Origin of the sequence: Mycobacterium hubeiense (genome assembly GCF_002838065.1) — a bacterium.
GTDB lineage: Bacteria > Actinomycetota > Actinomycetes > Mycobacteriales > Mycobacteriaceae > Mycobacterium > Mycobacterium hubeiense.
Genome location: NZ_PIZU01000022.1, coordinates 1 through 23,042, shown reverse-complemented (window position 1 = coordinate 23,042; position 23,042 = coordinate 1). Strand labels below are relative to the sequence as shown.

29 protein-coding genes are annotated in these 23,042 nt (G+C 67.8%); 6 read left to right on the top strand and 23 right to left on the bottom strand.

The window, feature by feature from the left end:
- Nucleotides 1-63: 63 nt before the first annotated feature.
- Nucleotides 64-816, bottom strand: a complete 753-nt coding sequence (locus CWS39_RS17240; RefSeq protein ID WP_142386863.1) for a hypothetical protein — start codon at nt 814-816, stop codon at nt 64-66.
- Nucleotides 817-1,028: 212 nt separating this feature from the next.
- Here CWS39_RS17240 and CWS39_RS17235 point away from each other — a divergent pair, with 212 nt between their 5' ends.
- From CWS39_RS17235 to CWS39_RS17220, 4 genes are read left to right on the top strand one after another with little or no spacing between them, the layout of a single operon-like run.
- The gene (locus CWS39_RS17235; protein ID WP_102144152.1) at nt 1,029-1,235 is read left to right on the top strand and encodes a helix-turn-helix domain-containing protein; all 207 of its coding nucleotides are present in this window, start codon (nt 1,029-1,031) and stop codon (nt 1,233-1,235) included.
- Nucleotides 1,236-1,266: 31 nt separating this feature from the next.
- The gene (locus tag CWS39_RS17230) at nt 1,267-1,650 is read left to right on the top strand and encodes a nitroreductase family deazaflavin-dependent oxidoreductase (RefSeq protein ID WP_102144151.1); all 384 of its coding nucleotides are present in this window, start codon (nt 1,267-1,269) and stop codon (nt 1,648-1,650) included.
- 2 nt (nt 1,651-1,652) lie between these two features.
- Nucleotides 1,653-2,036 (top strand): nitroreductase family deazaflavin-dependent oxidoreductase, encoded by a 384-nt coding sequence (locus CWS39_RS17225; RefSeq protein WP_102144150.1) that lies wholly within the window; start codon nt 1,653-1,655, stop codon nt 2,034-2,036.
- 40 nt (nt 2,037-2,076) lie between these two features.
- Entirely contained in the window at nt 2,077-4,677 is a 2,601-nt protein-coding gene (locus tag CWS39_RS17220; protein WP_102144149.1) for a LuxR C-terminal-related transcriptional regulator, read from the top strand.
- Between the two features lie 4 nt (nt 4,678-4,681).
- Here CWS39_RS17220 and CWS39_RS17215 read toward each other — a convergent pair whose 3' ends face one another.
- The 13 genes from CWS39_RS17215 to CWS39_RS17155 all read right to left on the bottom strand — a co-directional run bounded on the left by CWS39_RS17215 (nt 4,682) and on the right by CWS39_RS17155 (nt 14,074).
- Nucleotides 4,682-5,164 carry a pyridoxamine 5'-phosphate oxidase family protein gene (locus CWS39_RS17215; protein ID WP_102144148.1) on the bottom strand — a complete coding sequence of 161 codons (483 nt, stop codon included), beginning with the start codon at nt 5,162-5,164 and terminating at the stop codon, nt 4,682-4,684.
- 36 nt (nt 5,165-5,200) lie between these two features.
- Nucleotides 5,201-5,410 carry a hypothetical protein gene (locus CWS39_RS17210; protein WP_102144147.1) on the bottom strand — a complete coding sequence of 70 codons (210 nt, stop codon included), beginning with the start codon at nt 5,408-5,410 and terminating at the stop codon, nt 5,201-5,203.
- A gap of 35 nt (nt 5,411-5,445) precedes the next feature.
- Nucleotides 5,446-6,039 (bottom strand): TetR/AcrR family transcriptional regulator, encoded by a 594-nt coding sequence (locus CWS39_RS17205; RefSeq protein WP_102144146.1) that lies wholly within the window; start codon nt 6,037-6,039, stop codon nt 5,446-5,448.
- Nucleotides 6,026-6,883 carry an oxygenase MpaB family protein gene (locus CWS39_RS17200; protein WP_102144145.1) on the bottom strand — a complete coding sequence of 286 codons (858 nt, stop codon included), beginning with the start codon at nt 6,881-6,883 and terminating at the stop codon, nt 6,026-6,028. The genes CWS39_RS17205 and CWS39_RS17200 overlap by 14 nt, the downstream gene beginning before the upstream one ends.
- A gap of 394 nt (nt 6,884-7,277) precedes the next feature.
- Entirely contained in the window at nt 7,278-7,511 is a 234-nt protein-coding gene (locus CWS39_RS17195) for a hypothetical protein (protein ID WP_102144144.1), read from the bottom strand.
- A complete protein-coding gene (locus tag CWS39_RS17190; protein ID WP_102144143.1) occupies nt 7,508-7,984 on the bottom strand; it encodes a DUF3093 domain-containing protein in 477 nt (158 codons plus the stop codon). The genes CWS39_RS17195 and CWS39_RS17190 overlap by 4 nt, the downstream gene beginning before the upstream one ends.
- On the bottom strand, nt 7,981-8,361 hold the full coding sequence (locus tag CWS39_RS17185; protein WP_102144142.1) for a hypothetical protein: 381 nt from the start codon (nt 8,359-8,361) through the stop codon (nt 7,981-7,983). Before CWS39_RS17185 ends, CWS39_RS17190 begins: the two co-directional genes overlap by 4 nt.
- A 19-nt stretch (nt 8,362-8,380) precedes the next feature.
- Complete coding sequence (locus CWS39_RS17180) at nt 8,381-8,791, bottom strand: hypothetical protein (protein ID WP_102144141.1); 411 nt, start codon at nt 8,789-8,791, stop codon at nt 8,381-8,383.
- The gene (gene hemB, locus CWS39_RS17175; protein ID WP_102144140.1) at nt 8,788-9,768 is read right to left on the bottom strand and encodes a porphobilinogen synthase; all 981 of its coding nucleotides are present in this window, start codon (nt 9,766-9,768) and stop codon (nt 8,788-8,790) included. The genes CWS39_RS17180 and hemB overlap by 4 nt, the downstream gene beginning before the upstream one ends.
- A 2-nt stretch (nt 9,769-9,770) precedes the next feature.
- Nucleotides 9,771-11,456 carry a bifunctional uroporphyrinogen-III C-methyltransferase/uroporphyrinogen-III synthase gene (locus CWS39_RS17170; RefSeq protein ID WP_102144139.1) on the bottom strand — a complete coding sequence of 562 codons (1,686 nt, stop codon included), beginning with the start codon at nt 11,454-11,456 and terminating at the stop codon, nt 9,771-9,773.
- A 16-nt stretch (nt 11,457-11,472) separates the two neighbouring features.
- A complete protein-coding gene (gene hemC, locus CWS39_RS17165; protein WP_199178172.1) occupies nt 11,473-12,402 on the bottom strand; it encodes a hydroxymethylbilane synthase in 930 nt (309 codons plus the stop codon).
- Nucleotides 12,403-12,426: 24 nt separating this feature from the next.
- Nucleotides 12,427-13,764 carry a glutamyl-tRNA reductase gene (locus tag CWS39_RS17160; protein WP_102144137.1) on the bottom strand — a complete coding sequence of 446 codons (1,338 nt, stop codon included), beginning with the start codon at nt 13,762-13,764 and terminating at the stop codon, nt 12,427-12,429.
- Between the two features lie 52 nt (nt 13,765-13,816).
- Nucleotides 13,817-14,074 (bottom strand): glutaredoxin family protein, encoded by a 258-nt coding sequence (locus CWS39_RS17155; RefSeq protein WP_102144136.1) that lies wholly within the window; start codon nt 14,072-14,074, stop codon nt 13,817-13,819.
- A 38-nt stretch (nt 14,075-14,112) separates the two neighbouring features.
- On the opposite strand from CWS39_RS17155, the gene CWS39_RS17150 reads away from it, so the two are divergent.
- Both CWS39_RS17150 and CWS39_RS17145 read left to right on the top strand, forming a co-directional pair.
- A complete protein-coding gene (locus CWS39_RS17150; RefSeq protein WP_102144135.1) occupies nt 14,113-14,991 on the top strand; it encodes an HAD family hydrolase in 879 nt (292 codons plus the stop codon).
- A gap of 66 nt (nt 14,992-15,057) precedes the next feature.
- Nucleotides 15,058-15,597, top strand: a complete 540-nt coding sequence (locus CWS39_RS17145; RefSeq protein ID WP_102144134.1) for an FAS1-like dehydratase domain-containing protein — start codon at nt 15,058-15,060, stop codon at nt 15,595-15,597.
- 23 nt (nt 15,598-15,620) lie between these two features.
- Here CWS39_RS17145 and CWS39_RS17140 read toward each other — a convergent pair whose 3' ends face one another.
- From CWS39_RS17140 to CWS39_RS17100, 9 genes are all read right to left on the bottom strand, one after another.
- A complete protein-coding gene (locus CWS39_RS17140; protein WP_102144133.1) occupies nt 15,621-16,682 on the bottom strand; it encodes a lysophospholipid acyltransferase family protein in 1,062 nt (353 codons plus the stop codon).
- Nucleotides 16,683-16,718: 36 nt separating this feature from the next.
- Nucleotides 16,719-17,804 (bottom strand): SDR family oxidoreductase, encoded by a 1,086-nt coding sequence (locus tag CWS39_RS17135; protein WP_102144132.1) that lies wholly within the window; start codon nt 17,802-17,804, stop codon nt 16,719-16,721.
- Between the two features lie 51 nt (nt 17,805-17,855).
- On the bottom strand, nt 17,856-17,957 hold the full coding sequence (locus tag CWS39_RS17130) for a 30S ribosomal protein bS22 (RefSeq protein ID WP_003402602.1): 102 nt from the start codon (nt 17,955-17,957) through the stop codon (nt 17,856-17,858).
- 93 nt (nt 17,958-18,050) lie between these two features.
- Nucleotides 18,051-18,308 (bottom strand): helix-turn-helix domain-containing protein, encoded by a 258-nt coding sequence (locus CWS39_RS17125; RefSeq protein ID WP_102144131.1) that lies wholly within the window; start codon nt 18,306-18,308, stop codon nt 18,051-18,053.
- A gap of 139 nt (nt 18,309-18,447) precedes the next feature.
- Nucleotides 18,448-19,320 (bottom strand): pyrroline-5-carboxylate reductase, encoded by an 873-nt coding sequence (proC, locus tag CWS39_RS17120; protein ID WP_102144130.1) that lies wholly within the window; start codon nt 19,318-19,320, stop codon nt 18,448-18,450.
- 18 nt (nt 19,321-19,338) lie between these two features.
- Nucleotides 19,339-20,145 (bottom strand): thioesterase family protein, encoded by an 807-nt coding sequence (locus CWS39_RS17115; protein WP_102144129.1) that lies wholly within the window; start codon nt 20,143-20,145, stop codon nt 19,339-19,341.
- Between the two features lie 17 nt (nt 20,146-20,162).
- On the bottom strand, nt 20,163-21,008 hold the full coding sequence (locus CWS39_RS17110; protein ID WP_102144128.1) for a sugar phosphate isomerase/epimerase family protein: 846 nt from the start codon (nt 21,006-21,008) through the stop codon (nt 20,163-20,165).
- Nucleotides 21,009-21,018: 10 nt separating this feature from the next.
- Nucleotides 21,019-21,975: a hypothetical protein gene (locus CWS39_RS17105; RefSeq protein ID WP_102144127.1), complete on the bottom strand. Its 957-nt coding sequence runs from the start codon at nt 21,973-21,975 to the stop codon at nt 21,019-21,021.
- 22 nt (nt 21,976-21,997) lie between these two features.
- Complete coding sequence (locus CWS39_RS17100) at nt 21,998-22,975, bottom strand: Ppx/GppA family phosphatase (protein ID WP_199178162.1); 978 nt, start codon at nt 22,973-22,975, stop codon at nt 21,998-22,000.
- Between the last annotated feature and the right edge of the window lie 67 nt (nt 22,976-23,042).

Genomic DNA, 23,042 nt, shown 5'->3' with positions numbered 1-23,042 from the left:
CTGTCGTTATCGAGGCCTCTACTCGCTCTTTGTCTCGATAACAACAGTCTCGCGGTCACCTGGCTACGGGCCGACGACCGTGTTGGTGGCGTTCTTGTTGTCGCCGATCGCGGCGGCGAACTTATTGCTGAGCGACCCCGTCGGGAAGGCGCCCGCCAGCGAATTGCTGCCGTTGCCGACCGTCAGCGCCCGGTTGTTGACGCCACCGGCGGCAATGGCGACGCTGCCGTCGCCGATCGCGTTGGCCCTGCTGAAGTAGCCGGTCGCAACGGCGATCGTCGGATGATCCGAGTCCGGCCCGAAGATACTGCCCCTGTTCGGACCAGGGCTTCCCGTCGCGATCGCCACGTTGCCGAGGTCGGACCCGCGGGAGCTGCCCGCCTGGGCCACGGCGTCGGTGCCGTTCGCCACGGCGACGTTGTTGAATCCCACCGCGAACGCCGTCGCTCCGGACCCGTTCGACACGGCCGAGTTGGCGAAGCCCTCGGCGAGCGCACCGGCGCCGGTGCCGCTTGCCCTGGCGAAGTTGCCGGCGCCCGTTGCGAAGGCCTTGGAGTCTGCGCCGATCGCAATCGCGGTGTTGGAGACGCCTTGCGCACTCGCCTGAGCGTTGGGACCCAGCCCGATCGCGAAGCTCGTCGGCGTGCTCTCGCAGCCGTTTCCGTTGTTGAATCCGCTGATCGACGCGCAGGTGGCGCTGGCCGTCCCGGCCGAACTCAATGAGGCGACAGCCAACGTGCCCGAGGCCACCGCGCCGAGCAGGAGCCCGCCGGTCAGCCGCCCCCTGCGCCCAGACATTGCCCTGTGCTCACCCATTGACGTTCCTTCCAGGTTGCGAACTCCCGACGTCAGGAATCTAGGCAGGCTGTGGCGAACCCGATGGGGTAAGCGACTACCCCAGTTCCGTGCGGTCACAGCGGTAGGGCGGCCGAGCTAGCGGCCCCGCGCGTCACCAGCACCGCGTCCGCGTCCATCCAGGGCCTGGCCGCAGAATGCCATGGGCCGACACTCCGGCACTCCGGGTTGCAATGCTGCCGCAACCGTTCACCGCCCGTCAGCGCGAAATCATCTCCCTTGCTGCACAAGGGCTGTCGAACAGGGAGATCGCGGACCGGCTCTCCATGTCAGTCCGTTCAGTCGAAGGACACGTCTTCCGCGCCAGCCAACGCGTCGGCGCCAACAGCCGCGAACAATTGATCTCGCTCTTGCGCGGATCCTCGGATCCGCAGGCTTGAGTTAAGCGACCCGCACCAGTTGGATGGTCGTATGCAGCTGCCTCAGTGGTTGGCCCGGTTCAACCGGTATGTGACGAATCCGATTCAGCGGATGTGGGCGGGGTGGGCGCCGACGTTCGGCATCCTCGAGCACGTCGGCCGCAAATCCGGGAAGGTCTACCGCACGCCGCTGAGCGTGTTCAGCACCAACGACGGCGTTGCCATCATGCTCACCTACGGCCCCGACCGCGACTGGCTGAAGAATCTCAAGGCCGCGGGCGGCGGCCGCATGCGGCGGTACGGCAAGACGATTGAGCTCACCGACCCGCGGGTGGTGTCGAAAGCCGAAGCGGCGCAGTCGGTGAAGGGCCGCTGGGGGCCGATCTTCGCGCGGCTGCCGTTCGAACAGGCCGTGCTGCTGCGACAGGTCCGCTAGCTGTGCTGTTCTCCCGCGAACACGCCAGGTTCAACCGGCGGGTGACCAATCGCGTGGTGCTGCCGTTGTCCGGCTGGCTGCCGGCATGGTCGGTCGTCGAACACGTCGGGCGCCGAAGCGGCAGAACCTACCGCACACCGGTGTCGGCGTTCCGCACGGTCGACGACGGCATCGCGATCCTGTTGCCGTATCAGCCCGATCGCGATTGGTTGAAGAACCTGCAGGCCGCCGGCGGCGGACGGATGAAAATCGCCGGGCGGACGTTCGACGTCGCCGATCCGAGGATCGTTCCGACCCGCGACGCGCTGGCGTTGCTGAAATCGCCCTGGCGACAGCTGCTGAAGCGCACCGGCGTCGAGTACACGCTGCTGCTGCGCCGCGCCTGAATTCAAGATCTATACCGCCGCGCGGGTTTAGAATCTGCCGGTGATCCGCCAGTGGCCCCTGGTCGGTCGCTCGGAGGAGCTTGGCGTCATCGCCGACGCCACGCGAGCCGTCGCCGACCGCGCCCGCGGGATCGTATTGTCCGGCTCTGCCGGTATCGGCAAGACGCGGCTTGCGCGCGAAGCCGTCGCGCAGTGTGCTTCACGCAGCGCGCGCCGGCACTGGATCGTGGGCACCTCCTCGGCGCGCAGCGTGCCGCTGGCGGTCTTCGCCGACATCGCCAGCGACTTCGGCCCCGATCCTCTGCGCCGCGTGCGCGAGGTGATCGACGGGCTCATCGGCGATGCTCGTGAGGTGATCGTCGGTGTGGACGACGCGCATCTGCTCGACGATCTGTCGGCGTTCACCGTTCACCAGCTCGTCACCCGCCGCCTGGCCACCGTCATTCTGACCATCCGCTCCGGAGAATCCGCACCCGATGCCATCACTTCGATCTGGAAAGACCAACATCTGGAACGCCTTGAGCTGCAGCCGCTCTCACCCCCGGAGATCGCCGGACTGGTGGAGCATGTCCTCAACGGTCCGGTGGATTCCTTCAGCGCGCAACGACTTTGGCAGTACACCCAGGGCAACGCGCTGTACCTGCGTCACCTCCTCGACAACGAGGTGCACGCCGGGCGCATGACCCAGCGCTCGGGGGTGTGGCGGTGGGACGGGCAACCCCGGCTCTCCCCGTCGCTGATGGAGCTCGTCGAGGCCCGGATGGCCCACGTGCCGAAATCCGTACTCGAGATTCTCGACGCCCTCGCCGTGGCCGAGCCGTTGGACACCGATCTGCTGGCGGCGGTGACGGACGCGGACGCACTCGCCGACGCCGAATCCCTTGGGCTGGTGAGCATCGACACCAGCGTGCGACCGGCGTCCGCGCGGCTCGCGCATCCCCTGCTCGGCGAGGTACGTCGCACCGGATCCCTGCAGATGCGCCGGCTGCGTGGGCGCATCGCCGACGAACTGGCCCGACGAGGCGACACGGATCCGCGGGCTCTGGTGCGACGCGCGGTGCTCACCATGGAATCGGATCTCACGCCCGACTCGGAGCTGTTGCTGGCCGCCGCGTCGGCCGCCATGCAACTGCTGGACCATCGGCTCGCAGAAACCCTTGCCGAGCGCGCGGTCGCCGCCGGCGGTGGCCCAGGCGCCAAGCTGCTGCACGCGATGGCGATCACCTGGCAGGAGCGCGGCAAAGAGGCGGAGTCGATTCTGGCCGACCTCGCCGAGCAGACCGACGGCCCGCTGCGCAGCCAGATCGCGGTCATCCGCGCGCGCAACTTCGCGGTGGTGCTCGGTCAAGTGGCCAGCGCCGAACGCGAACTCGAGCTGCTGCCCGCAGATGATGAAGCCCTGCAGCCGATTGCCACTGCACTGCGGGCATTGATCGCGCTGGTTCGCGGTCGCTCCAGAGCCGCAGTCGATATGGCGTACACCGCCGCGGCCAGTTCCCCACCTGGCGACATCGCGCGAATCCTATTGGCCTGGGCGTTGGTCACCGGGCTGGGCGATCTCGGGCGCATCGACGAGATCGAGTCCGAGGCAAATGCCGGCTACGCCGGCGCTGAACGTTCGCCGCAGGCGTCGCATCTGCGGAACCGGTTGGCGTTTCAGGAGACTCACGGCTACCGACTCGGGGGTGCGCTCACGGAATCGGATGCCGTCGTTGCCCGGATCCGGCGCGATACCCAAGACGTTCCATTCGAAGAGTCGTGGCACAGCGCGATGGCCGGCCTATGCGCGATGAGCCACGGCGCGCTGGACGACGCGCGGCGTTCATTGCGAGACGCCCTTGCGAATCTCGGGCCTGGCGACAGCGGGCGGATGCTCAAATCGTTCGGGCAGTCGTGGCTGGCGACGGTGATCGCGATGGCCGGGCAGGCGACGGATGCACGCCGGGAGTTCGACGCCATCAACTGGTGGGCCCTCGACCCCGAGGCGTGCATGTTCGACCCGTATCGATCTCTCGCGCAGGCGTGGGTGTGTGCCGCCGAAGGTGCTGTGTCGCAGGCGGTTTCGATTATGCGCGATGCGGCGGCCAAGGAGTGCGACCTTGACCGCCCCGCGTGGGAGGTCGTGCTTCTGCAGACGGCGACGCAGTTCGGCGACCACAGCACCGCGGCCAGGCTGGCCGACCTCGCGGGCGTGGTGCAAGGACCACGTGCGCCCGCTGCCGCTGCTCACGCTGCGGCGCTCGCGGCGGGTGACGGCGACGCACTGCTCGACGCCTCACACCGATACGAGAGCTTCGGCGATCGCCTCGCCGCCGCCGACGCCGCCGCGCACGCCGTCGTCACATTCCAACAAGCCGGCCTGCGCGGCGCGGCACTGAGCGCGTCGGCCACCGCGCAGCGTCTCGCGGCTGAATGCCAGGGCGCCCGCACGCCCGCGTTGCTGGCGGCGTCAACGCCGCAGCCGTTCACCGTCCGTCAGCGCGAAATCATTTCGCTTGCCGCGCAAGGACTCTCGAATAAGGAGATCGCCGACCGACTGACCATGTCGATCCGCTCCGTCGAAGGGCACCTGTTCCGCGCGTCGCAACGCGTCGGCGCCAACAGCCGCGAACAGCTGATCGCGATCCTGCAGGGCACCTGACGGCTCAGGCGTGCCAGCTGAGCACGTCGCCCTCGCCTTTGGTCATCACAGTGCCGGGCATGACCCGTAGCCGGTAGGGCGAGAGCCGCAACACGGCGAACTGGTCGGACGTCGGCCCGTCGCTCCACATCGGGATGATGGACGGGTCATAGCCCACCGGCTCGGGCCCGTTGGCGAACTTGTCCCACACCGCCCTGCGGGTTTCGTCGTCGGAGTACCACTCCACCAGGCAGTCGGCGCTGCAGGTGTCGTGGCTCGTCGTCCAGTAACTCAGCGACATGTCCGGATGAACGGCCAGATGCGCCTTCTTGATTGGGCTGGGCACCGTCGCGATCCAGCCGAACATGTCGGTGCCGTCCCACTCCCAGATTGGATGCAGGATGCGGGTGCGGGGCCGGCTGTCGGCGTCGACGGTGGCCGCCGAGGCCCACACGATCGAATGGGCCATCTCGATGAAGGCGGGCGCAATCTGCTCCAACGGCGTCACGAGTCCCCACTGTAGGACGCTTCCACCGAAAGGCGATTACCCGTCGCCCTCTTTGCCGAACTTCGGCTTGCCCTCGTCGTCCACCCAGTCGTTGACGGCCGTACCGGACACCGCCCCGCCGGTGCCGGGCAGCGTCGTCGTGGGGCGGTCTTCCTCGTACGCCTTGGCCATGTCCTTGGCCTGCTGCTTGTGTTCCTCGGTGACCTCTGGCTTTTCGGTCGTCTGATGCGGTTGTTCAGTACCCATGACACAGGGCTGCCCGCATCGCCGAACTACGAAACTTAGGCGGGCACGGTACGCAGCGCCGCGGGCAAACTCGGCAGAAAGTGCTGGGCGGCGAAGGCCCGGATGTCGTCGGCGGTCTCCAGCGGCTGCGCGCTCGGCAGCAGCAGCGCCATCGCGGCGTAGCGCAGGATGGTGTCGGCCAGCTCGTTGACCGCCTGCTCGCCGATCCGCTCGGCGAACCTCGGCGGGAAGATCACCCGCAGCGCGTCGGCCATCCGCTCGATCGCCGCAGGCCAGTGCTGGTGGGCCAACTGCATGACGAAGCCGGGGTCATCGCTGATCATCCGGTCCAGCACCCGGTGCCGACGGAACTTCACGATCGACAGCGTGAACGCCTCGACATAGTAATTCGCCTGCGGCCCAGCCTGTTTCAGCTCGGCGGCGATGTCGGCGAACAACGCCGCGTTCTCGCGTTCGATGACCGCGGCGACCAGCTCGTCGCGGTTGGCGAACCGGCGGTAGATGGTGGTGCGGCTGACGCCGGCGCGACGCGCCACGTCCTCGAGCGCCACCCGTCGAAAGCCGTGCCGTTCGAACTCGGCGACGGCGGCGTCCAGGATGGCCCGCGTGGCGGGATCAGGCCCCGGCATAGCCTTTTTGGGCGTATCGGTTGTAGCGCAGCCGCATCGGCAGATGATCCCACAGCCAATTCACCGGCCGCGACCGCCACAGGGCGGCGAAGCGCTGATAGCGCCGTTCCTGACGCTCGCTCCACGGCAGCCCGAGCAGCGTGCGCGCCCGCGGCGGCAACCCGCCGGTGGTCAGAAATGCCGCGATCGGATTGAACACCGGCGAAATCAACCGCCACACCGCCGGCGACACCCCCTTGGGGCACGGGAAGCCCTTGGTCACATAGCCGACGCCGTACAGCGCGGTCTTGTGCGCGACGACGATCTCGTCGAGCATGCGGTCCCAGTACTTCTCGAATTCCGCGTAATCGGCGGGCATCGGGCGGTCGCTGACGCCGTAACGGCGATACCACGTCTTCGACTCGGCGTAGATCTGCTCCTTCTCCTCGCGGCTCAGCCGCTTGACGAAGGTGTCGGCGAAGTACAGCACCTGCTCGACGAACGTGGCGTGGGCCCAGAAGTATGTCTCGGGATCCAGCGCGTGGTAGCGGGCGCCGTCCGGCATGGTGCCCTTGATGCCGGTGTGGAAGTCGCGGACCTGCTGACCGGGGTTGTCGTCGTCGGAGCCGTACACGGTCATGAAGATCGGCGGTAGCGAGCGCTTGACTCGCGCGGCGGTATCGGAGAAGAACACCGAGTGGTCCAGCACGCCCTGGCCGAGCTCGGCCAGCATGTTCTGCAGCACTGCGGGCCGCGGGCCGATCAGAAACATCCGGTTGTCGCCGAAATACCGCCAGACCAGCGACTGCGGACCCAGCGGCAACGCGTCGTCGAGGTGTTCGGAGCGCTCGGCCAATTCGGTCATGCGGAACAGTGTTACAGATTTCGCACTTTGTACCAAACGTTGTGAGCAGGCTCACTGGTGACGCGCCAGTGCGCATGTACCGGAAATCCGCGTCAACAATTGCGGCTCTTCTGACTGATCCGTGGGTCAGACGAACCCTAAGTGGAGGATCCGAGTCACCTGGTGGCTTCGATCCTCCACCTAGTGAGCCAGGACGCGCCTCGGCGGCGCGAACTCTGGATACACGTCTCTGAATCGCGTCAACCTACGCTGACGCGAGAAAAAGCGATCTCTCGCCGAAGCGCGCCAACAATGGCTGACGCGCGTCCCGGCGGGCATGTCCCCGGAAATCGCGTCAGCATCGGTTGACGCGCGCGAGAACAGTCGTATTGGGGGAAGGACGGCGCAAGCCCGCTCAGCGCCGCAGCCCCGCTACACCAACAACGCCGAGCACCCCGGCCACCGTCGCCAGCAGTAACGACAACACCAGCAGCGGCGCCGAGTACACCGTGGACGCCGTCTGCGGCTCGCCTTCTAGCACGGGCGCGACGATTACCGTCGACCGGGCGGCCAGCCAGCTCAACACGCAGCCGGCCGCCGCGGCGTAGGCCAACAGCAGCTCGATGACCGCGCGACGCCGGGACCTCAAGGCGTGTTCTCGTCGACCAACCGGGTCAGCAGTGCCCGCAATTCGGCGTGGCGGCGGGCCCACGCCTGGGCGGTGCGGTCGTTGGTGAGTTTGAGCCCGATGCCCGTGCGGCCGCGGGGAACGCCGGTCAGCTCGCCCAGTGCACGGGCCGACTGCCACTTCTGCTCTTCGGCGCCCGTCGCCGGCGGGTAGACCTTCACGATGTCGGAAATCCGGATCGTCTCGGTGCCCTGGCGCAGCGTTTCCGGCGTCAGCTCCACCGAGGTGTGGATCCGCGCCGCCTTGACCTGGATGCCCAGGAACCCGCCCACCAGCACCAGGAACATCCCGGGGATGAACAACTGCACGCCGTATCCGGCTGAGTGCTGGATGAGTCCCATCGCGATGGCCGATGCGGGCCCGGCCAGCAGCCACCACCAGCTGGCGCCTTGTTCGTAGAACAGGACTTCGGGTGGCGCGGTGCGCTCGGTCATTGTGGACTCCCCGGTTCGGACCATGCGGCTGCGGCGGGCCGGGTGATCAGGACGGTTCCCGCGATGAGCACCAGCACCGCCAGCAATGTCAATACGTGAACGACACCGAACATCACCAGCAGGGGCAGCAACACGACAGTCGCCAGTGAAAGCGCGATCGCTGCCCGGCGAAACCGGCTGTCGCCGGTTCGGCTGCGGCCGGCCAGAAACGCCATCCCGGCGCCCGCGAGCACCGTGATGCCCCCACTACCCCGCTGAACTGCGGGTAGGTGGGCGAAGACGACGAGCAGGCCGCCGACGATCAGCAGCACCGCCGCAATTTGCCAGCACCAGAACGCAGCGGTGACGACACGCGGCCGCGGCTGTGGTGCTGACATGACTGCGAAGCCTAACTGGTCAGCGGGTGAAGTAGCCGTGGGCGTCCTTGCGGTGCAGCAGGTACATCCCTCCGGCGATGAGCACCGATCCGACGATCGCGCTCACCGCGTAGATGACGGCGGGCACCGGCGCGCGATCGACGCTGAACAAGCTGCTGGCCGTATACACCACCGACGCGAGCCCGCCGCCGGTCAACAATGTTCGGGCCCAACGGTATCCGTGCCGCATGAGGATCAAGAAGGTCACCACGACGGCCGCTAACACGACCACGAAGATCCCGGAGATCGCCAGCACGATCGCCGACGGCTGCCGCACCGGGCCCGCTACCACGTTGACGACATAACCGATCACCATCAGCGGCAGCGCAGCGACCCACAGCCAAAACCCGGTATCGACATCCAGCGGCCGGGTGTTTTCCTCGTCCGTCACGCCAGCCAATCGGCCACATCGGCCGCCCAGTAGGTCAAGACGATGTCGGCACCGGCCCGCCGGATGCCCGTCAGCGTCTCGAGCGCGACCGTCTGCAGGTCGATCCAGCCGTTGGCGGCGGCGGCACTGATCATCGCGTACTCACCGGAGACCTGATAGGCGGCCACCGGCACCGGAGAGATGTCCGCGGCGGCGCGCACCACGTCGAGGTAGCCCATCGCCGGCTTGATCATCACGATGTCGGCGCCCTCGTCGATGTCGAGCGCCACCTCGTGCAGGGCTTCGCGGGCATTGCCGGGATCCTGCTGATAGGTGCGGCGGTCTCCGCGCAGGCTGGAGGCCACTGCCTCGCGGAACGGCCCGTAGAAGCCCGACGCGAACTTCGCCGCATACGCCAGGATCGCGACGTCAGTATGCCCGGCCGCATCCAGCCCGTCGCGGATGGCGGCCACCTGGCCATCCATCATGCCGCTGGGCCCGACGACGTGCGCGCCCGATTCCGCCTGCGCCACAGCCAGTTCCACGTAGCGCGCATTAGTAGCGTCGTTGTCTACGCGGCCGCGGTTGTCGAGTACCCCGCAGTGGCCGTGATCGGTGAACTCGTCGAGGCAGGTATCGGCCATCAGCACGGTGTCGTCGCCGAGATCCTTGGCCAGATCCCGCAATGCGACGTTGAGGATGCCGTCCTCCGCGACGCCACCCGATCCGGTGGCGTCCTTGTCCTCGTCGCGCGGCACGCCGAACAGCATCAGCCCGCCCACCCCGGCGGCCACCGCGTCGGCGGCGGCCCGGCGCAGCGAGTCCCGGGTGTGCTGCACGACGCCGGGCATCGAAGCAATCTGACGCGGCTCCGCGATCCCGTCGGCGACGAACATCGGCAACACCAGATGCCGTGGCTCCAAGGCGGTTTGCGCGACGAGACGGCGCATCGCAGGAGTAGACCGCAGCCTCCGGGGTCGGTGACGCGGAAAACTCATGACTACCGCCGGCGGCTCTTCTTGCGCGGAGGCGGCAACGCACCCTCGGCGCGTAACCGCGCAGCGTGCTCGGCCAGCGCGTCGACCAGCGGACCGACGGCTGCGACCTCCGGCTGCACATCGACCCGCAGCCCGAATTCCGCTGCGGTCTCAGCGGTTTTGGGCCCGATGCAGGCAACGATGGTGCGCGCGTGCGGCTTTCCGGCGATGCCCACCAGATTGCGCACCGTCGAGCTGGACGTGAAGCACACGGCGTCGAAGCCGCCCGTCTTGATCATCTCGCGGGTGTGCGCGGGTGGAGGTGCGGCGCGCACCGTCCGGTAGGCAGTGACATCCTCGATCTCCCAACCGCGTTCGCGCAGACCCTCGGCCAGCGTCTCGGTGGCGATGTCGGCGCGCGGCAGCAGCACTCGGTTGACCGGGTCGAAAACCTCGTCGTAGGGCGGGAATTCGTCGAGCAGGCCCAGCGACGACTGCTCGCCCGACGGCACCAGCTCGGGGTTGATGCCGAAGGCCCGCACCTTGTCCGCGGTGGCCTGCCCGACGCAGGCGATCTTCACGCCGGAGAACGCCCGCGCGTCGAGGCCGAACTCGTTGAACTTCTCCCACACCGCACGCACCGCGTTGGTGGAGGTGAACACCACCCACTGGAACCGGCCGTCGACCAAACCCTTGACCGCGCGTTCCATCTGCGCGGGGCTGCGCGGCGGTTCGACGGCGATGGTCGGCACCTCGATCGGCAACGCGCCGTGGCTGACCAGCCTTTCGCTCATCTCGCCGGCCTGATCCTTGGTGCGCGGTACCAGCACGGTCCAGCCGTACAGGGCGCGGCTCTCCCACCAGTTCAGCTTCGCCCGGTTGGCCACGGTCTTGCCGATCGTGACGACCAGCGGGCCGGCCAATGGCCCGGCGGGCTCGGTGCCGGCGAGCGTGTTCTTGTCGAGCAGGCCCGCGAGTGTTGTCTCGACCGAACGCTGTTGGCACGTCGTCCCATTCGCGGTCACCACCGCGGGTGTGGTGTCGGCCAGACCGTATTCGATCAGCGTGCGCGCCGCGTCGGGCAGATGCGAAGCGGTGGCATGCAGGATCAGCGGGCCGGGCGCGGCGGCCAGGGCCGCCCAGTCCACGTCGCCGCGGACGTCGGCCACGGTGTGCGAGGAGCCCAGCGGCAGGCCCGCATACGTCGGCACCGCGGTGGTGTCGGGCAGGCCCGGCACGATCTCGAAATTCAGGTGGGTCTTCGCCAGCGCCGTCACCTCGGTGATGACCGCGTCCACCGACAGGGGGTCGCCGGCCACCAGTCGAACGACATCGGCGCCGGCGCGGGCCTCGGCGGCCAGCGTCTTGGCCACCTCGGCCGGATCGCCCAGTGCGGGACGGATATCGGGGCCACCTGGAAGCGCCGGAGCCGCCTCGGCGGTGTCGTCCGCCTGCGGCGCGTCGGCTTGGTCGTCGGCCTTGTCGGCCTTGTCGGCCCTGGCGCCCTCGGCCTGTTCGGGTCCCGACGGCGGGGGCAGCTCGGAGCCGACGAGCGCCAGCACCGCTTCGGGCACGTCGGGATCGGTGAACACCAGCGCGGCGTTGGCGAGCACGGTGCACGCCCGCGTCGTCAGCAGGCCCGGATCACCCGGTCCCGAGCCCACGAACGTGATGCGGCCGGGCTTCGCCTTACGCCCTCGGGTCGTCATCTCTCGTCACTCCGCTCTACTGCTCAGTGCGATCCGCCATGAGTTCGCGTGCACCCAGTTCGAACAGCTCCGCGGCCACCGAGGCACCCAGTTCTCGTGCCCGGTCCGGAGTTCCGATGCCGGACGCACGGATCACGTCGGATCCGTCCAGCGTCGCCACGCAGCCGCGCAGCGACAGCTCTTCGAAGACGCGGCCGTCCTCGTCGATGGACTCGACCACTTCAGCGATCGCTCCCACCGGCGCGGAACAGCCCGCCTCCAGTTCGGCGAGCAGGACCCGTTCAGCGGTGACCGCGGCGCGGGTGTCGGCGTCGTCCAACTCCGCCAGCAGCGCGGCGAGCTCGGTGTCGTCCGCGCGGCACTCGACCGCGAGGGCGCCTTGAGCCGGCGCTGGCAACATCTGCACCGGCTCGAGAGTCTCGGTGACATCGGCCAGTCGTCCGATGCGGGCCAATCCCGCCCTCGCGACCACGATGCCGTCGAGATCACCACTCGTAACCCTGTTCAACCTGGTATCAAGGTTGCCTCTTAGGGGGCGGATTTCCAAACCGAGACCCAATGCTCTAAGCTGCGCGGCCCGCCGCGGGCTCGATGTGCCGATCGTCGAGCCGACCGGCAACTCGCCGAGCACCAGCCCGTCGCGGGCCACCAACGCGTCGCGGGGGTCTTCACGCGGGGGTACCGCAGCGATGACGAAGCGCGGATCCGGGGCCGTCGGCAAATCCTTGTAGGAGTGCACGGCCATGTCCACCCGGCCGTCGTCGATGGCCTCGCGCAGCGCCGCGGTGAAGACACCCACGCCGATGTTGGCGATCGGTCCGGTGTTCCGGTCGCCTTCGGTGGTGATGATGACGAGCTCGGCGGCGTGCCCCTTGGCGACGAGGGCGTCGCGGATGGCGCCAGCTTGGGTGGTCGCCAGCAGGCTGCCCCGGGTGCCGATCCGGATAGTGGCGTCGCTATGCGTCAAGCGTTACTCGTGTTTGTCGGGATCGGTTGTGATGATTGGCAATTCGGGCCCCGCCACGGCATCGACGGCCTGCGGGTCGAGTTCGAACAGTTCGCGCAGCGCCTCGGCGTAGCTGTCGCCGCCAGGAGCGCTGGCCAGCTGTTTGACCCGCACCGTCGGGGCGTGCAGCAGCTTGTCGACGACGCGACGCACGGTGCGGGCGACTTCGTCGCGGTGCGCGGAGTCCAGCCCGGGCAGCCGGTTGTCCAGCCGCAGCAACTCCGCTTCGACCACGTCGGCGGCGCGCTGCCGCAGTGCGGTGACGGTCGGGGTGACCTCGGCCATCCGCTGTCCGGCCAGGTAGTTGGCAACTTCGGCGGCGACGATCTTGCGGGCGGCCTCAGCATCCGACGCCGCGGCCCGGGCCGACGGCTCGCGCTGAATCCGGTCCATGTCGATGACGAACACGCCGGGCAGCCCGGCCACCGCGGGGTCGACGTCGCGTGGCATGCCGAGGTCGCAGATCACCAGCTGGTGCTCGCGGCGGGCCAGCGCATGATGGACGTCGGCCAGCGAGACCACCGGACGCACCGCGCCGGTACAGCACACGACGACGTCGGCATCGGTGAGCACCGGTTGAAGGTGGTCGAGCGGGAATGCGTCTGCGACGACGCCAAGTTCACGCAGGGTATGGGCCAGCCTGCGGGCGCGGGGCAGTGACCGGTTTACCACGTGCACGCGCTCCACGCCGGCGCGCACCAGATGCTTGGCCGACAGCGCGCCCATCGAACCGGCACCGACGACGACCGCGGTGCGGCCCGCCAGCCCGCCGAGCCGTTCGTCGGCCGTGCCCAGCGCGACGGAGACCACCGAGGCGCCGGCGGCGTCGATGGCGGTTTCGGTGTGTACGCGCTTGCCGACGCTCAGCGCGCGCTGGGCCAGTTCGTGCAGGGTGCGTCCGACGGTGTGGTTGGCCTCGGCGGCGGCGTAGGCGCGGCGCACCTGTCCCAGCACCTGGCGTTCGCCGATGACCGCGGAATCCAGCCCGCTGGCCACCGCGAACAGATGCTCGACGGCGGCTTCGGCGTAGCGCACATAGGCGTATTTGGTGAGGTCGCCCAGGCTCATGCCCGAGTGCTCGGAGAGCACCTGACCAATCACCGACAGGCCGCCGTGGAAGGCCTCGACGACGGCGTAGACCTCGACACGGTTGCAGGTGGACAGCACCATCGCCTCAGTCACCAAGGAGGATTGCAGCACCGCATCGACGATCTTGGCCTGATCGGACTCATCGGTGCTCAACTGCTCCAGCACGGACACCGGCGCGCTGCGGTGCGAAACCCCGAACAGCAACACGCTCATGGCTTCATCACCACGTCAACCACGGTAATCGTTAACCCTCTGGCCACCAAATTTAGCTGCGCTGCATTTCGGCGCGCAGCCGTGGTTCGTCGACCTCCCAGTAGCTGTGCTCGACCCCGTCGAGCAGCACCACGGGCAGCCGGTCGCCGAACTCGGCGCGCAACGCCGAATCGCCGGCGGCCGCGGCGGCGTCGACGTCCGTCATCGTCAGCTCGAAGCCCAGCTCGTCGGCGAGTTCGGCGAGCCGGCGGGCCGCGCGGTCGCACATGCTGCACCCGTCGCGCGTCAACAACGTCACCTGGCGATCCACACCGCAAGTATCCGCGCCGGGTGACCTAGGGTTGTTTCGTGTCCGAAAACGGTCGTGATCAGCAGCTCGCCGGCGAAGCCAGCGCGCAGGCCGCCGTGACCGATCTTGCGGCCGAGGCGCCGACCACTCCGCCGCCCCCGCCGCCGGATCTGACCGCCGCGGCGTTCTTTGACGTCGACAACACATTGGTGCACGGCTCGTCGCTGGTGCATTTCGCCCGTGGGCTGGCCGCGCGCAAGTACTTCACCTACGGCGATCTGGGCCGATTCATCTACGCACAAGCCAAGTTTCAGCTCATCGGCCGCGAGAACAGCGACGACGTCGCGGCGGGTAAGCGAAAGGCGTTGGCGTTCATCGAGGGTCGCTCGACGGCCGAACTGGAGGCACTCGGCGAGGAGATTTACGACGAGATCATCGCCGACAAGATCTGGCCCGGCACCCGCGCGCTGGCGCAGATGCACCTCGACGCCGGCCAGCAGGTGTGGCTGGTCACCGCGACGCCGTTCGAGCTGGCCAACATCATCGCCAAGCGGCTCGGGCTCACCGGCGCGCTGGGCACCGTCGCCGAATCGGTGGACGGCGTGTTCACCGGCCGCCTGGTCGGCGACATCCTGCACGGCACCGGCAAGGCGCATGCCGTGCGGTCGCTGGCGATCCGCGAGGGCCTGAACCTCAAGCGCTGCACCGCCTATTCGGACAGCTTCAACGACGTGCCGATGTTGTCGCTGGTCGGCACCGCCGTGGCGATCAACCCCGACGCCGCGCTGCGCAGCGTCGCCCGTGAGCGCGGCTGGGAGATCCGCGACTTCCGCACCGCCCGCAAGGCCGCCCGCATCGGGGTGCCGTCGGCGGTGGCGCTGGGCGCGCTGGGCGGTGCGCTGGCTGCAGTGGTGTCGCGCCGCGGAGATGGCAGTTGAGCGGCCGTTGATAGGCTCGCGCAGCCAGACCAGCAGGGAGATCACGAGCGGGGAGCCAACCCAGGCATGAGCATCGCCAAGGACATCATCGGAACTCACTACCGGTACCCGGACTATTTCGAGGTCGGCCGGGAGAAGATCCGCGAGTTTGCCAAGGCGGTCAAGGACGAGCACCCAGCTCACTACAGCGAGGACGCCGCCAAGGAGTGCGGCTACGACGAGCTGATCGCCTCGCTGACGTTCGTCGCGGTGGCCGGGCGGCGCGTGCAGTTGGAGATCTTCAATCACTTCGATGTGCCGATCAACATGGAGCGGGTGCTGCACCGCGATCAGAAGCTGAAGTTCTATCGGCCAATTCTGGCCGGGGACAAGCTGTTCTTCGATTCCTATCTGGATTCGGTGATCGAGTCGCACGGCACCGTGGTCTGCGAGTTGCGCGGTGAGGTCACCGACGCCGACGGCAAGCCGGTGCTGACGAGCATCGTCACGGTGCTCGGCGAGGCCAAGGACTCCGGCGAGGCCGACGAGGTGGCGGCGCAGATCAAGGCCCGTCGCGATGAAGCCATCGCGGCCATGATTGCCAAGCAAAGCGCCAAGGCCGACTAGTTTCCCGGCGAGCGGTAGGGGCGTCAGCCGAAGAACATGTTCCGGCGGTTGGCCAGCAGCTGATACAGCGTCTGCTGAATGGTCTCGCGGACCTGGTCGGTCAGCTCGAAGGTGACCATCGGGTCGTCGGCGGCCGACTCGTCGTAATCGGCCGTCGAGATCGGCTCGCCGAACGAGATGTGCCATTTCGACGGCAGCGGCACCACACCCAGCGGGCCCGCCAGCGGGAACAGCGGCGTGATCGGGAAGTACGGCAGCCCCAGCAGCCGGGCCAGCAGCTTGACGTCGGCGATCATCGGATAGATCTCCTCGGAGCCGACGATCGAGCACGGCACGATGGGCGCCTTGGCCCGCAGCGCCGCGGAGACGAATCCGCCGCGACCGAAGCGCTGCAGCTTGTAGCGGTCCTTGAAGTGCTTGCCGAGGCCCTTGTAGCCCTCCGGGAAGACGGCGGTGAGCTCGCCGGCGGCCAGCAGCCGGTGCGCGTCGACGGTGCAGGCCATGGTGTGGCCGGCCTTGCGCGCGGCCTGCCCGAACATCGGCAGGTCGAAGACCATGTCGGCGGCCAGCAGCCGCAGATCCCGGTGCGTCGGGTGGTTGTCGTGCACGGCCACCGACGCCATCAGCCCGTCGAACGGCAGGACGCCGGCATGGTTTGCGACGACCAGTGCCGCGCCGGTCTCGGGCAGGTTCTCGATACCGCTGACATCGACGCGGAACCAGTTGTTGAACAACGTCCGCAGCAAAGGCAAGAAGATTGCGTTGTTGAGGTGCGGGTCGAACCCGAACTCGTCGACGGTGTAATCGCCGGTCATCCGTTTGCGGATGAACTCACCGACAGCGGCGATCTTCTTGGCGAGTTCGTTGGGTGCCTCTTGCTCCGGCGGTGCGCCCGCAGCGCTACGGCGCTGGTCGATCTCGTGTACCACCGCCGCGATCTGCTCGGCCGTCGCGCGGCTGCCCGGGTCGGACAGCAACGACGGATGCCGGCGCCCGTCGGCGCGCTGGGCAGCCCGCCGCTGAGCCGATGTTCGGCCCGAATTGCCGTGTAGCGGAATCACTTTCGCCTTAGATTCGCCCGCCACGTCGTTACCTTCTCCCGCCCCGGAATAGAGTCATGATCAACGCCCCCAACGTTGCGCCACCGCCACGGCGCGACTCTCCATTGAGCGTACCCATCGCGGGTCGACGATCGGAGTCAATCCACGGCCGCGGACGTAATCGTCGAATGCCTCCACGGTCGTCCACTTGGGGCTATAACCTAGGTCGTTGCGCATTCGCGTGGTGTCCATGACCCGGCCGTAGCTCAAGTAGTCGAGCTGCTCACGATCCAGTTCAGTGTAGCGGGTTGCGCGCCTCAGCGAATCCACCGCCCACAGCGCGGATCGCGGCACCGGCAGCGGGATGCGACCGGATCGCCGAATGGCTTGCGACATCATGATGATGCCCGACGCACCGATGTTGAACGTGCCCGCCTTGCCGGCCATCGTCGCGCGCTCGAGCGCCCCCAGGGCGTCTTGTTCGTGCAGGAGCTGCAGGCGGGGATCCCGGCCGACGACCGTCGGCACCACGGGGCCGGCCAGGTACCGCGACAGCGCGGTGTCCATGGCGGGGCCGATCATGTTGGCCAGCCGCAGGATAGTGACCGCGATGTCGGGCCGACGCCGGCCCAGACCGCGCGCGTAGCCCTCGATGTCGATGCTGTCGCGGGCGAAGCCCTCCCCCGGCGGTCGAAGCGCGCTGGTGTCCTCCGTGAAGACCACCGGGTCGTGCGAGCTGGAGCCATACACCTCGGAGGTGGACTTGAGAATGACGCGCTTGACCGACGGGGCTTTCTGGCAGGCCGCGAACAGCTGGATGGCGCCCATCACGTTGAGCTCCTTGAGCGTTGCGCGCCCACCGGAGCGTGGTTGATAGGACGCCGCGGCGGCGTGCACCACGGTGTCGACGTCGCCGTTGCGGATCACCTTGGCGATGAACGGGTTACGGATGTCGGCGCGCACGAACTCGGCGCGGCCCATCCGGCGCAGCAGATCCTTGCTGGGCGCGATCGCGTCGACGGCGATCACGTGGTTGATCAACGGGTTCTGCGCCAGCCGTGCGGTCAGATAACCGCCGAGAAAACGGCACGCACCGGTGACCAGCACCACCTTCGGGTAATGCACGGTGTCGGTGGTGTCTGCTCCATTGTGGCCCCCAGAATCCATTGGGCAAGCCTAACGGCCGTGGCGCACAACTACCTGCCGAGCTGCTGGGAGCTACTTGCCAAGTTTTCTGCGCTGCACCCGGGTACGTCGAAGCAGCTTGCGGTGCTTCTTCTTCGACATGCGCTTACGCCGCTTCTTGATGACTGAACCCATAAACCCCGGTGTCTCCGCTTACCTAACAGACCGTATGACTGAACCCGCACACCTTACCTGGGCGGCCTGCGTAACCGGAAAACGCCTACGGCATCAGCCGGCATCGAAGTACGAAGTCTCCAGCAGATCGTGGACCGCCTTGGCGTGCACCCGGAATGAGCGGCCGACCCGCACCGCGGGCAGCTCGCCGTTGTGCACCAACCGGTACACCGTCATCTTGCTGACCCGCATCAAGCTGGCCACTTCGGCGACGGTAAGAAATTGAGCTCGTGGCGGCTCGGCCGGCCCGGTGTCACGCGCATGCTTACCGCCAGCCGAATCCCGCGCCGATGGCCCGTTCATAGACGTCATCGCAACCCAATCAATCAGGCACGGGCAGTTCCAGCGGCTTCCCCACCGCTGGCGCCAACCCGCGCATACAACAGGGAGAATAGCGTGGCAGGTGGGGTTACTGCGACGGGTGTGGGCTAATCCGTAAGAAATTGTTGAACTACTCTGATGTAATTCCTAACTGCTCAGAGCGGGTTTTTGCGGCTTCCACGGCACTGGCGACCGCTGCCCGCAAACCGCCCCGTTCGAGTTCACGCAGACCAGCAGCGGTGGTACCGCCGGGCGAGGTAACTGTGGCGCGCAATTGCGCAGGGGTGGTGTCCAGCGCGGTGCCCATCGCGGCGTCGCCCTCGGCCTGCGCCTGGTCGAGACGCTCGAGCAGCATCGCCGCCGAGCCGGCCATGGTTTGCACGACGAGATCGGTGGCCACCGCGCGGGACAGACCCGCCGAGACGCCGGCATCCACCAACGCCTCGACCATCAAGAAAAAGTACGCGGGGCCCGACCCCGACACGGCGGTGACGGCGTCGAGCTGCGATTCGGGCACCGTCAGCACCCCGCCGACCGCGTCGAAGATCGCCGACACCTCTTTGAGTTGCTCGGCGGTGGCGAATCGGCCCGGGGCCAGTGCGCTGACACCGCCACCGACGACGACGGGTGCGTTGGGCATCGCCCGGATGACGGGTGCGCCCGCCGGCAGCTTGGCTTCGTAATAGGCGGTACTCACCCCGGCGGCGATGGTGACGAAAACCTGTTCTGCCATACCGGTTTCGGCGTGCGCGGCGGCCTCGGCGATCTCGGATACCACGCTTTCCACGTCGGCGGGTTTCACCGCGACCACGACGTAGGTGGCGGTGTCGACAGCGTCGGGCACCGAAGTCACCAGCACCGAATAGGTTTCGGAGAGGTACTTCGCGCGATCTGGGGACTTCTCGGCCACCACCAGATCCTTGACCTGCCGCCCGGCCCGCAAGAGCCCGGACAGCAGTGCCTCGCCCATACTTCCGCCGCCGATGATCGCGATTCTGGCCATGCGGGAAAGCATCGCACGCTATTGCGTGGGCACCATCGCCAGCTGCCGCGTCTGCACGATGATGCGTCCTTCGCAGTCGACGACGATGTGGTCCTCGTCGAACCAGTCCTGCCCGATCTGCACCGTGGTGCAGATGACGCGCAGCCAGCCGTCGGCGGGCAGGCCCCGCAGATAGGCGGTGAGCTGCACCGTCGGGGCCCAGCCGCGGCGGTTGACCGCGAACGTCACCGGCGCCGGCACGTCGCCGCACAGCAGCGCGAACAGCACGTCGGGCGAGGCGTCTTTGGGCCGCACCCACATTTCGATGACCGGCGGCCCGCCGTCGGAGCGCGGCCCGTGGGTGTCCAGGGCGGGGCGGATGTCGCATCCGTGGGCCAGGTGCACGATGTCGGCCATCGGATGGCCGGGGCCGATCGGTTCGAGACCCGCCGGCGGCTCGGGCGTCATCAACGGCACGACGGGGTTGTGCGACAACAGCGGCGGCACATGGTGTTCGGGCTCGCCCAACGTCACCGAGGCCCGCACGGCGGTGCGCTCACCCTGGTTGAGTTCGACGTCGACGAGGCTGACGCGGCGGCCGCGCTTGCGCAGCGTCGTGACGAGTTGCATCGGCCCGGGGTCAGGAGCCCATAAGTAGTTGGCGGACACGGCGATCGGCTGGGCTCCGTCGCCGTGTTCGGTCCTGGCGGCGTTGGCGCACAGCGCCAGCATCGCCCCGCCATGCACCTTCGGCCCGATGGTCCAATGCTCGTTCAGCTCACCGTCATACACGCCGTCGCCCGCCGGGGTGAGTTCCATCGCGTCGGTGAACAAGGTTGATCCCATGGATGTCCTTCGGGTTCTCAGCGCAGCAGGTGCGCACGGGCAAACTGCAGCGATTCGGTCAGCAGCGCTTCGCGTTCGGCGGCGGTGCGCGCCGCCGAGGTGGTGATCTCGAGGATCACGTGGCCGGCGAAGTTACTGGCGGCCAGCATTTCGCAGACCTCGACGGTCGGCTGGGTGCCGCGGCCGGGCACCAGATGCTCGTCGGTCGATGCGCCGCTGCCGTCGCACAGGTGCAGATGCACCAGCCCGTCACCCATCCGCTGGGCCATGTCGATCGCATCGGTCCCGGCCGTCGCGGTGTGCGACAGATCCAGCGTGTAGTGGGCGTGATTGCCGTCCAGCGGGTCGTATGACGGCGCGAACGCCGAGATGCCCGGTCCGGGCCTGCCGCCGCGCTTGCGCATCCGCTCGATCGACGTCTGCCCGGCGCCGAAGAAGCGGTCCGCCCGAAACGGAAACATGTTCTCCACGGCAATCATCACGTCGCTGGACGCCTCGAGCTCGGCCACCTGCTCGGAGAACCCCTCGGCGTAGCGGCGCTGCCAACGAAACGGCGGATGCACCACGACAGTCTGCGCGCCCAGCTGTTCGGCGGCGCGCACGCTGCGCTCCAACTTCGGGATCGGGTTGGCGCCCCACACCCGCTGCGAGATCAGCAGGCACGGCGCATGCACCGACAGCACCGGCACGTCGTACTTGTCGGAGAGCTTGGCGACGGCTTTGATGTCCTGGCTGACCGATTCGGCCCACACCATCAGCTCGACGCCGTCATACCCCAGCCGTGCCGCGTACTCGAAGGCGGCCTCGGTCCTCAGTGGATAGACCGAGGCCGTCGACAGACCGACCTTGATGGCAGGGCGCACGTTGTTGGGGCTACCCCGATTGCAGCAGCGCCAGCGGCCCCAATGTCACCAGGGCCCCGACCGCCACCGCGATCAAAGTGCTGCCGATGTCCTCGGTCTTGCGGACCACCCGCACGCCGACCACCAGGCCGAGGATGACCAATACGGACAGCACGAGCGCGACGATGTTGTTCCACTTCCACAGTTGGTCGAACGCGATGAACAGCCCGGCGCCGAAGGCCACCGCGAGAATGCACTGCCCGACGATCACAGCGCCCTGGACCAGCGCCGATTTCGTCGACGGCGGAGCCACCTCGGCCTCGTCCTCGAAGTCTTCGAGGTCGGTGTCGTCGATGCTTGACGACGGACCACGGCGCGCGATGTCGTCGGCGACGGTCTGGCCGCCGAACAACGGGCCGAGCGTGGACTTCAGGTAGGACCGCTTCTGCTCGGTCCCGGACTCCTCGACGTCGACGGCGTCGTCGTCCTCGTAGTCGATCTCGGGCGGCTCGGCCAGGTCCACCGTGGAGTCGAGCAGGTCATCGTCGTCGTCGATGACGGGATCGGGGCTCATCTGTTCGGCGCCGCTGCCGCTGGGCCGATGGCGTCGCAGCGCATGGGCGTAATGCGGGCGATGCGGCCGTGGCTCGAATTCCACCGGCTCGGGTTCGACGTCGCGGGCCTCGAGATGCGCCTCGTAATCGGCTTCCGCTTCGGCTTCGGGTGCGGCTGCGCCGTTCTTCGGCAGGGGGCCGATGACGTCGGTGTGTTCGGAGACGCGATGACTCTCGGTGTCGGCTTCGTCCTCGTCCTCAGCAACGATCGGGATCTCGCCAGTGAGCTCCGCGACGGTCACGGCGTCGGAGTTGCCACGACGCCGCCGGCGCCGGCCGCCGACTGGCGGGGCGCCGATGGTCCCATTCTTTGCCAGCAACTCGGCGACCGAGATCGGCCGGGTGCCGCTGTGGCTGTCTTCTGGTCCTGTCATTGTCTGTTGCCTTTAGGCCGAGCTAATTCTCACGTCCAGCATCCCGCACGGACGTCTCCACCAGGGCGGTTCCGTCAGCTTCGCTGTCGAGTTTCCGCAGAATCAGCCCCTCCCGCAACGCCCAGGGGCAGATGTCGACGGATTCGATCGACAGCGCTCGCATACTCGCCTCGGCTACCAACGCGCCTGCCACGATCTGTGGCGCTCGCTCGGCACTCACCCCTTCCAATTCGGCGCGGTCAGCCGCCGTCATCCTAGATATGAAAGCTATGACCTGCCTAAGACCGGTGGCGGTGAGTGTCCGCTTTACCCGCGGCCCGGCCGCCGACGGGGCGGCGCCGGTGAGGCGGGCCAGCGACCGGAAGGTCTTCGACGTTGCCACCGCGAGGTCGGGGCTGCCCGCCTTGAGCATGGTGGCGGCGGCGTCGGCCAGCTCGGTGGCCAGCCAGTCGCGCAGCATGTCGACCCGCCGGCGGCCCGGTGGGTCGTCGGGCAGCCATTCCCTGGTCAGCCGGCCGGCGCCGAACGGCAGCGACAACGCCACCTCGGGCTCCTCGTCGACGCCGTTGGACAGTTCCAGCGAACCCCCACCGATGTCGATGTTGATGATCCGGCCGGCGCTCCAGCCGTACCACCGGCGCACCGCCAGGAACGTCAGCCGCGACTCGTCGACGCCACTGAGCACCTGCAGCGACACGCCCGTCTCGGCGAGCACCCGGGCGAGCACGTCCTCGGAGTTCTTGGCATCGCGGACGGCGGAGGTGGCAAACGCCATCAGCTCGGCGCAGCCGGAGCTGGCGGCGATCTTGGCGAACTCGTCAATGGTGTCGATCAACTTGTCGGCACCCTTGCGGGTCAGCTTGCCGGAGCTGTCGATGGCCTCGGCGAGCCGCAGCGACGCCTTGGTGGAGCTCATCGGCGTCGGATGGCCACCGCGGCGCGCGTCCACCACGAGGAGGTGAACGGTATTGCTGCCCACGTCGAGCACGCCCAATCGCACGTATCACAACCTATCCGGTCTACCGGCGGATTCTGAAGCATCCCGGGTTTGGTGCACACCTCGTTTT

Excerpts from the sequence above, each read along its gene's own strand:
- CWS39_RS17235 (WP_102144152.1), top strand. The coding sequence starts at position 1,029 with ATGCTGCCGCAACCGTTCACCGCCCGTCAGCGCGAAATCATCTCCCTT.
- CWS39_RS17160 (WP_102144137.1), bottom strand. The coding sequence starts at position 13,764 with ATGAGCGTGTTGCTGTTCGGGGTTTCGCACCGCAGCGCGCCGGTGTCC.
- CWS39_RS17205 (WP_102144146.1), bottom strand. The coding sequence starts at position 6,039 with ATGCCGGGGCCTGATCCCGCCACGCGGGCCATCCTGGACGCCGCCGTC.
- CWS39_RS17135 (WP_102144132.1), bottom strand. The coding sequence starts at position 17,804 with ATGGATTCTGGGGGCCACAATGGAGCAGACACCACCGACACCGTGCAT.
- CWS39_RS17230 (WP_102144151.1), top strand. The coding sequence starts at position 1,267 with ATGCAGCTGCCTCAGTGGTTGGCCCGGTTCAACCGGTATGTGACGAAT.
- CWS39_RS17105 (WP_102144127.1), bottom strand. The coding sequence starts at position 21,975 with ATGACAGGACCAGAAGACAGCCACAGCGGCACCCGGCCGATCTCGGTC.
- CWS39_RS17200 (WP_102144145.1), bottom strand. The coding sequence starts at position 6,883 with ATGACCGAATTGGCCGAGCGCTCCGAACACCTCGACGACGCGTTGCCG.
- CWS39_RS17170 (WP_102144139.1), bottom strand. The coding sequence starts at position 11,456 with ATGACGACCCGAGGGCGTAAGGCGAAGCCCGGCCGCATCACGTTCGTG.
- CWS39_RS17130 (WP_003402602.1), bottom strand. The coding sequence starts at position 17,957 with ATGGGTTCAGTCATCAAGAAGCGGCGTAAGCGCATGTCGAAGAAGAAG.
- CWS39_RS17125 (WP_102144131.1), bottom strand. The coding sequence starts at position 18,308 with ATGACGTCTATGAACGGGCCATCGGCGCGGGATTCGGCTGGCGGTAAG.
- CWS39_RS17115 (WP_102144129.1), bottom strand. The coding sequence starts at position 20,145 with ATGGGATCAACCTTGTTCACCGACGCGATGGAACTCACCCCGGCGGGC.
- CWS39_RS17185 (WP_102144142.1), bottom strand. The coding sequence starts at position 8,361 with ATGTCAGCACCACAGCCGCGGCCGCGTGTCGTCACCGCTGCGTTCTGG.
- CWS39_RS17210 (WP_102144147.1), bottom strand. The coding sequence starts at position 5,410 with ATGGGTACTGAACAACCGCATCAGACGACCGAAAAGCCAGAGGTCACC.
- hemB (WP_102144140.1), bottom strand. The coding sequence starts at position 9,768 with ATGAGTTTTCCGCGTCACCGACCCCGGAGGCTGCGGTCTACTCCTGCG.
- proC (WP_102144130.1), bottom strand. The coding sequence starts at position 19,320 with ATGGCCAGAATCGCGATCATCGGCGGCGGAAGTATGGGCGAGGCACTG.
- CWS39_RS17145 (WP_102144134.1), top strand. The coding sequence starts at position 15,058 with ATGAGCATCGCCAAGGACATCATCGGAACTCACTACCGGTACCCGGAC.
- CWS39_RS17190 (WP_102144143.1), bottom strand. The coding sequence starts at position 7,984 with ATGACCGAGCGCACCGCGCCACCCGAAGTCCTGTTCTACGAACAAGGC.
- CWS39_RS17240 (WP_142386863.1), bottom strand. The coding sequence starts at position 816 with ATGGGTGAGCACAGGGCAATGTCTGGGCGCAGGGGGCGGCTGACCGGC.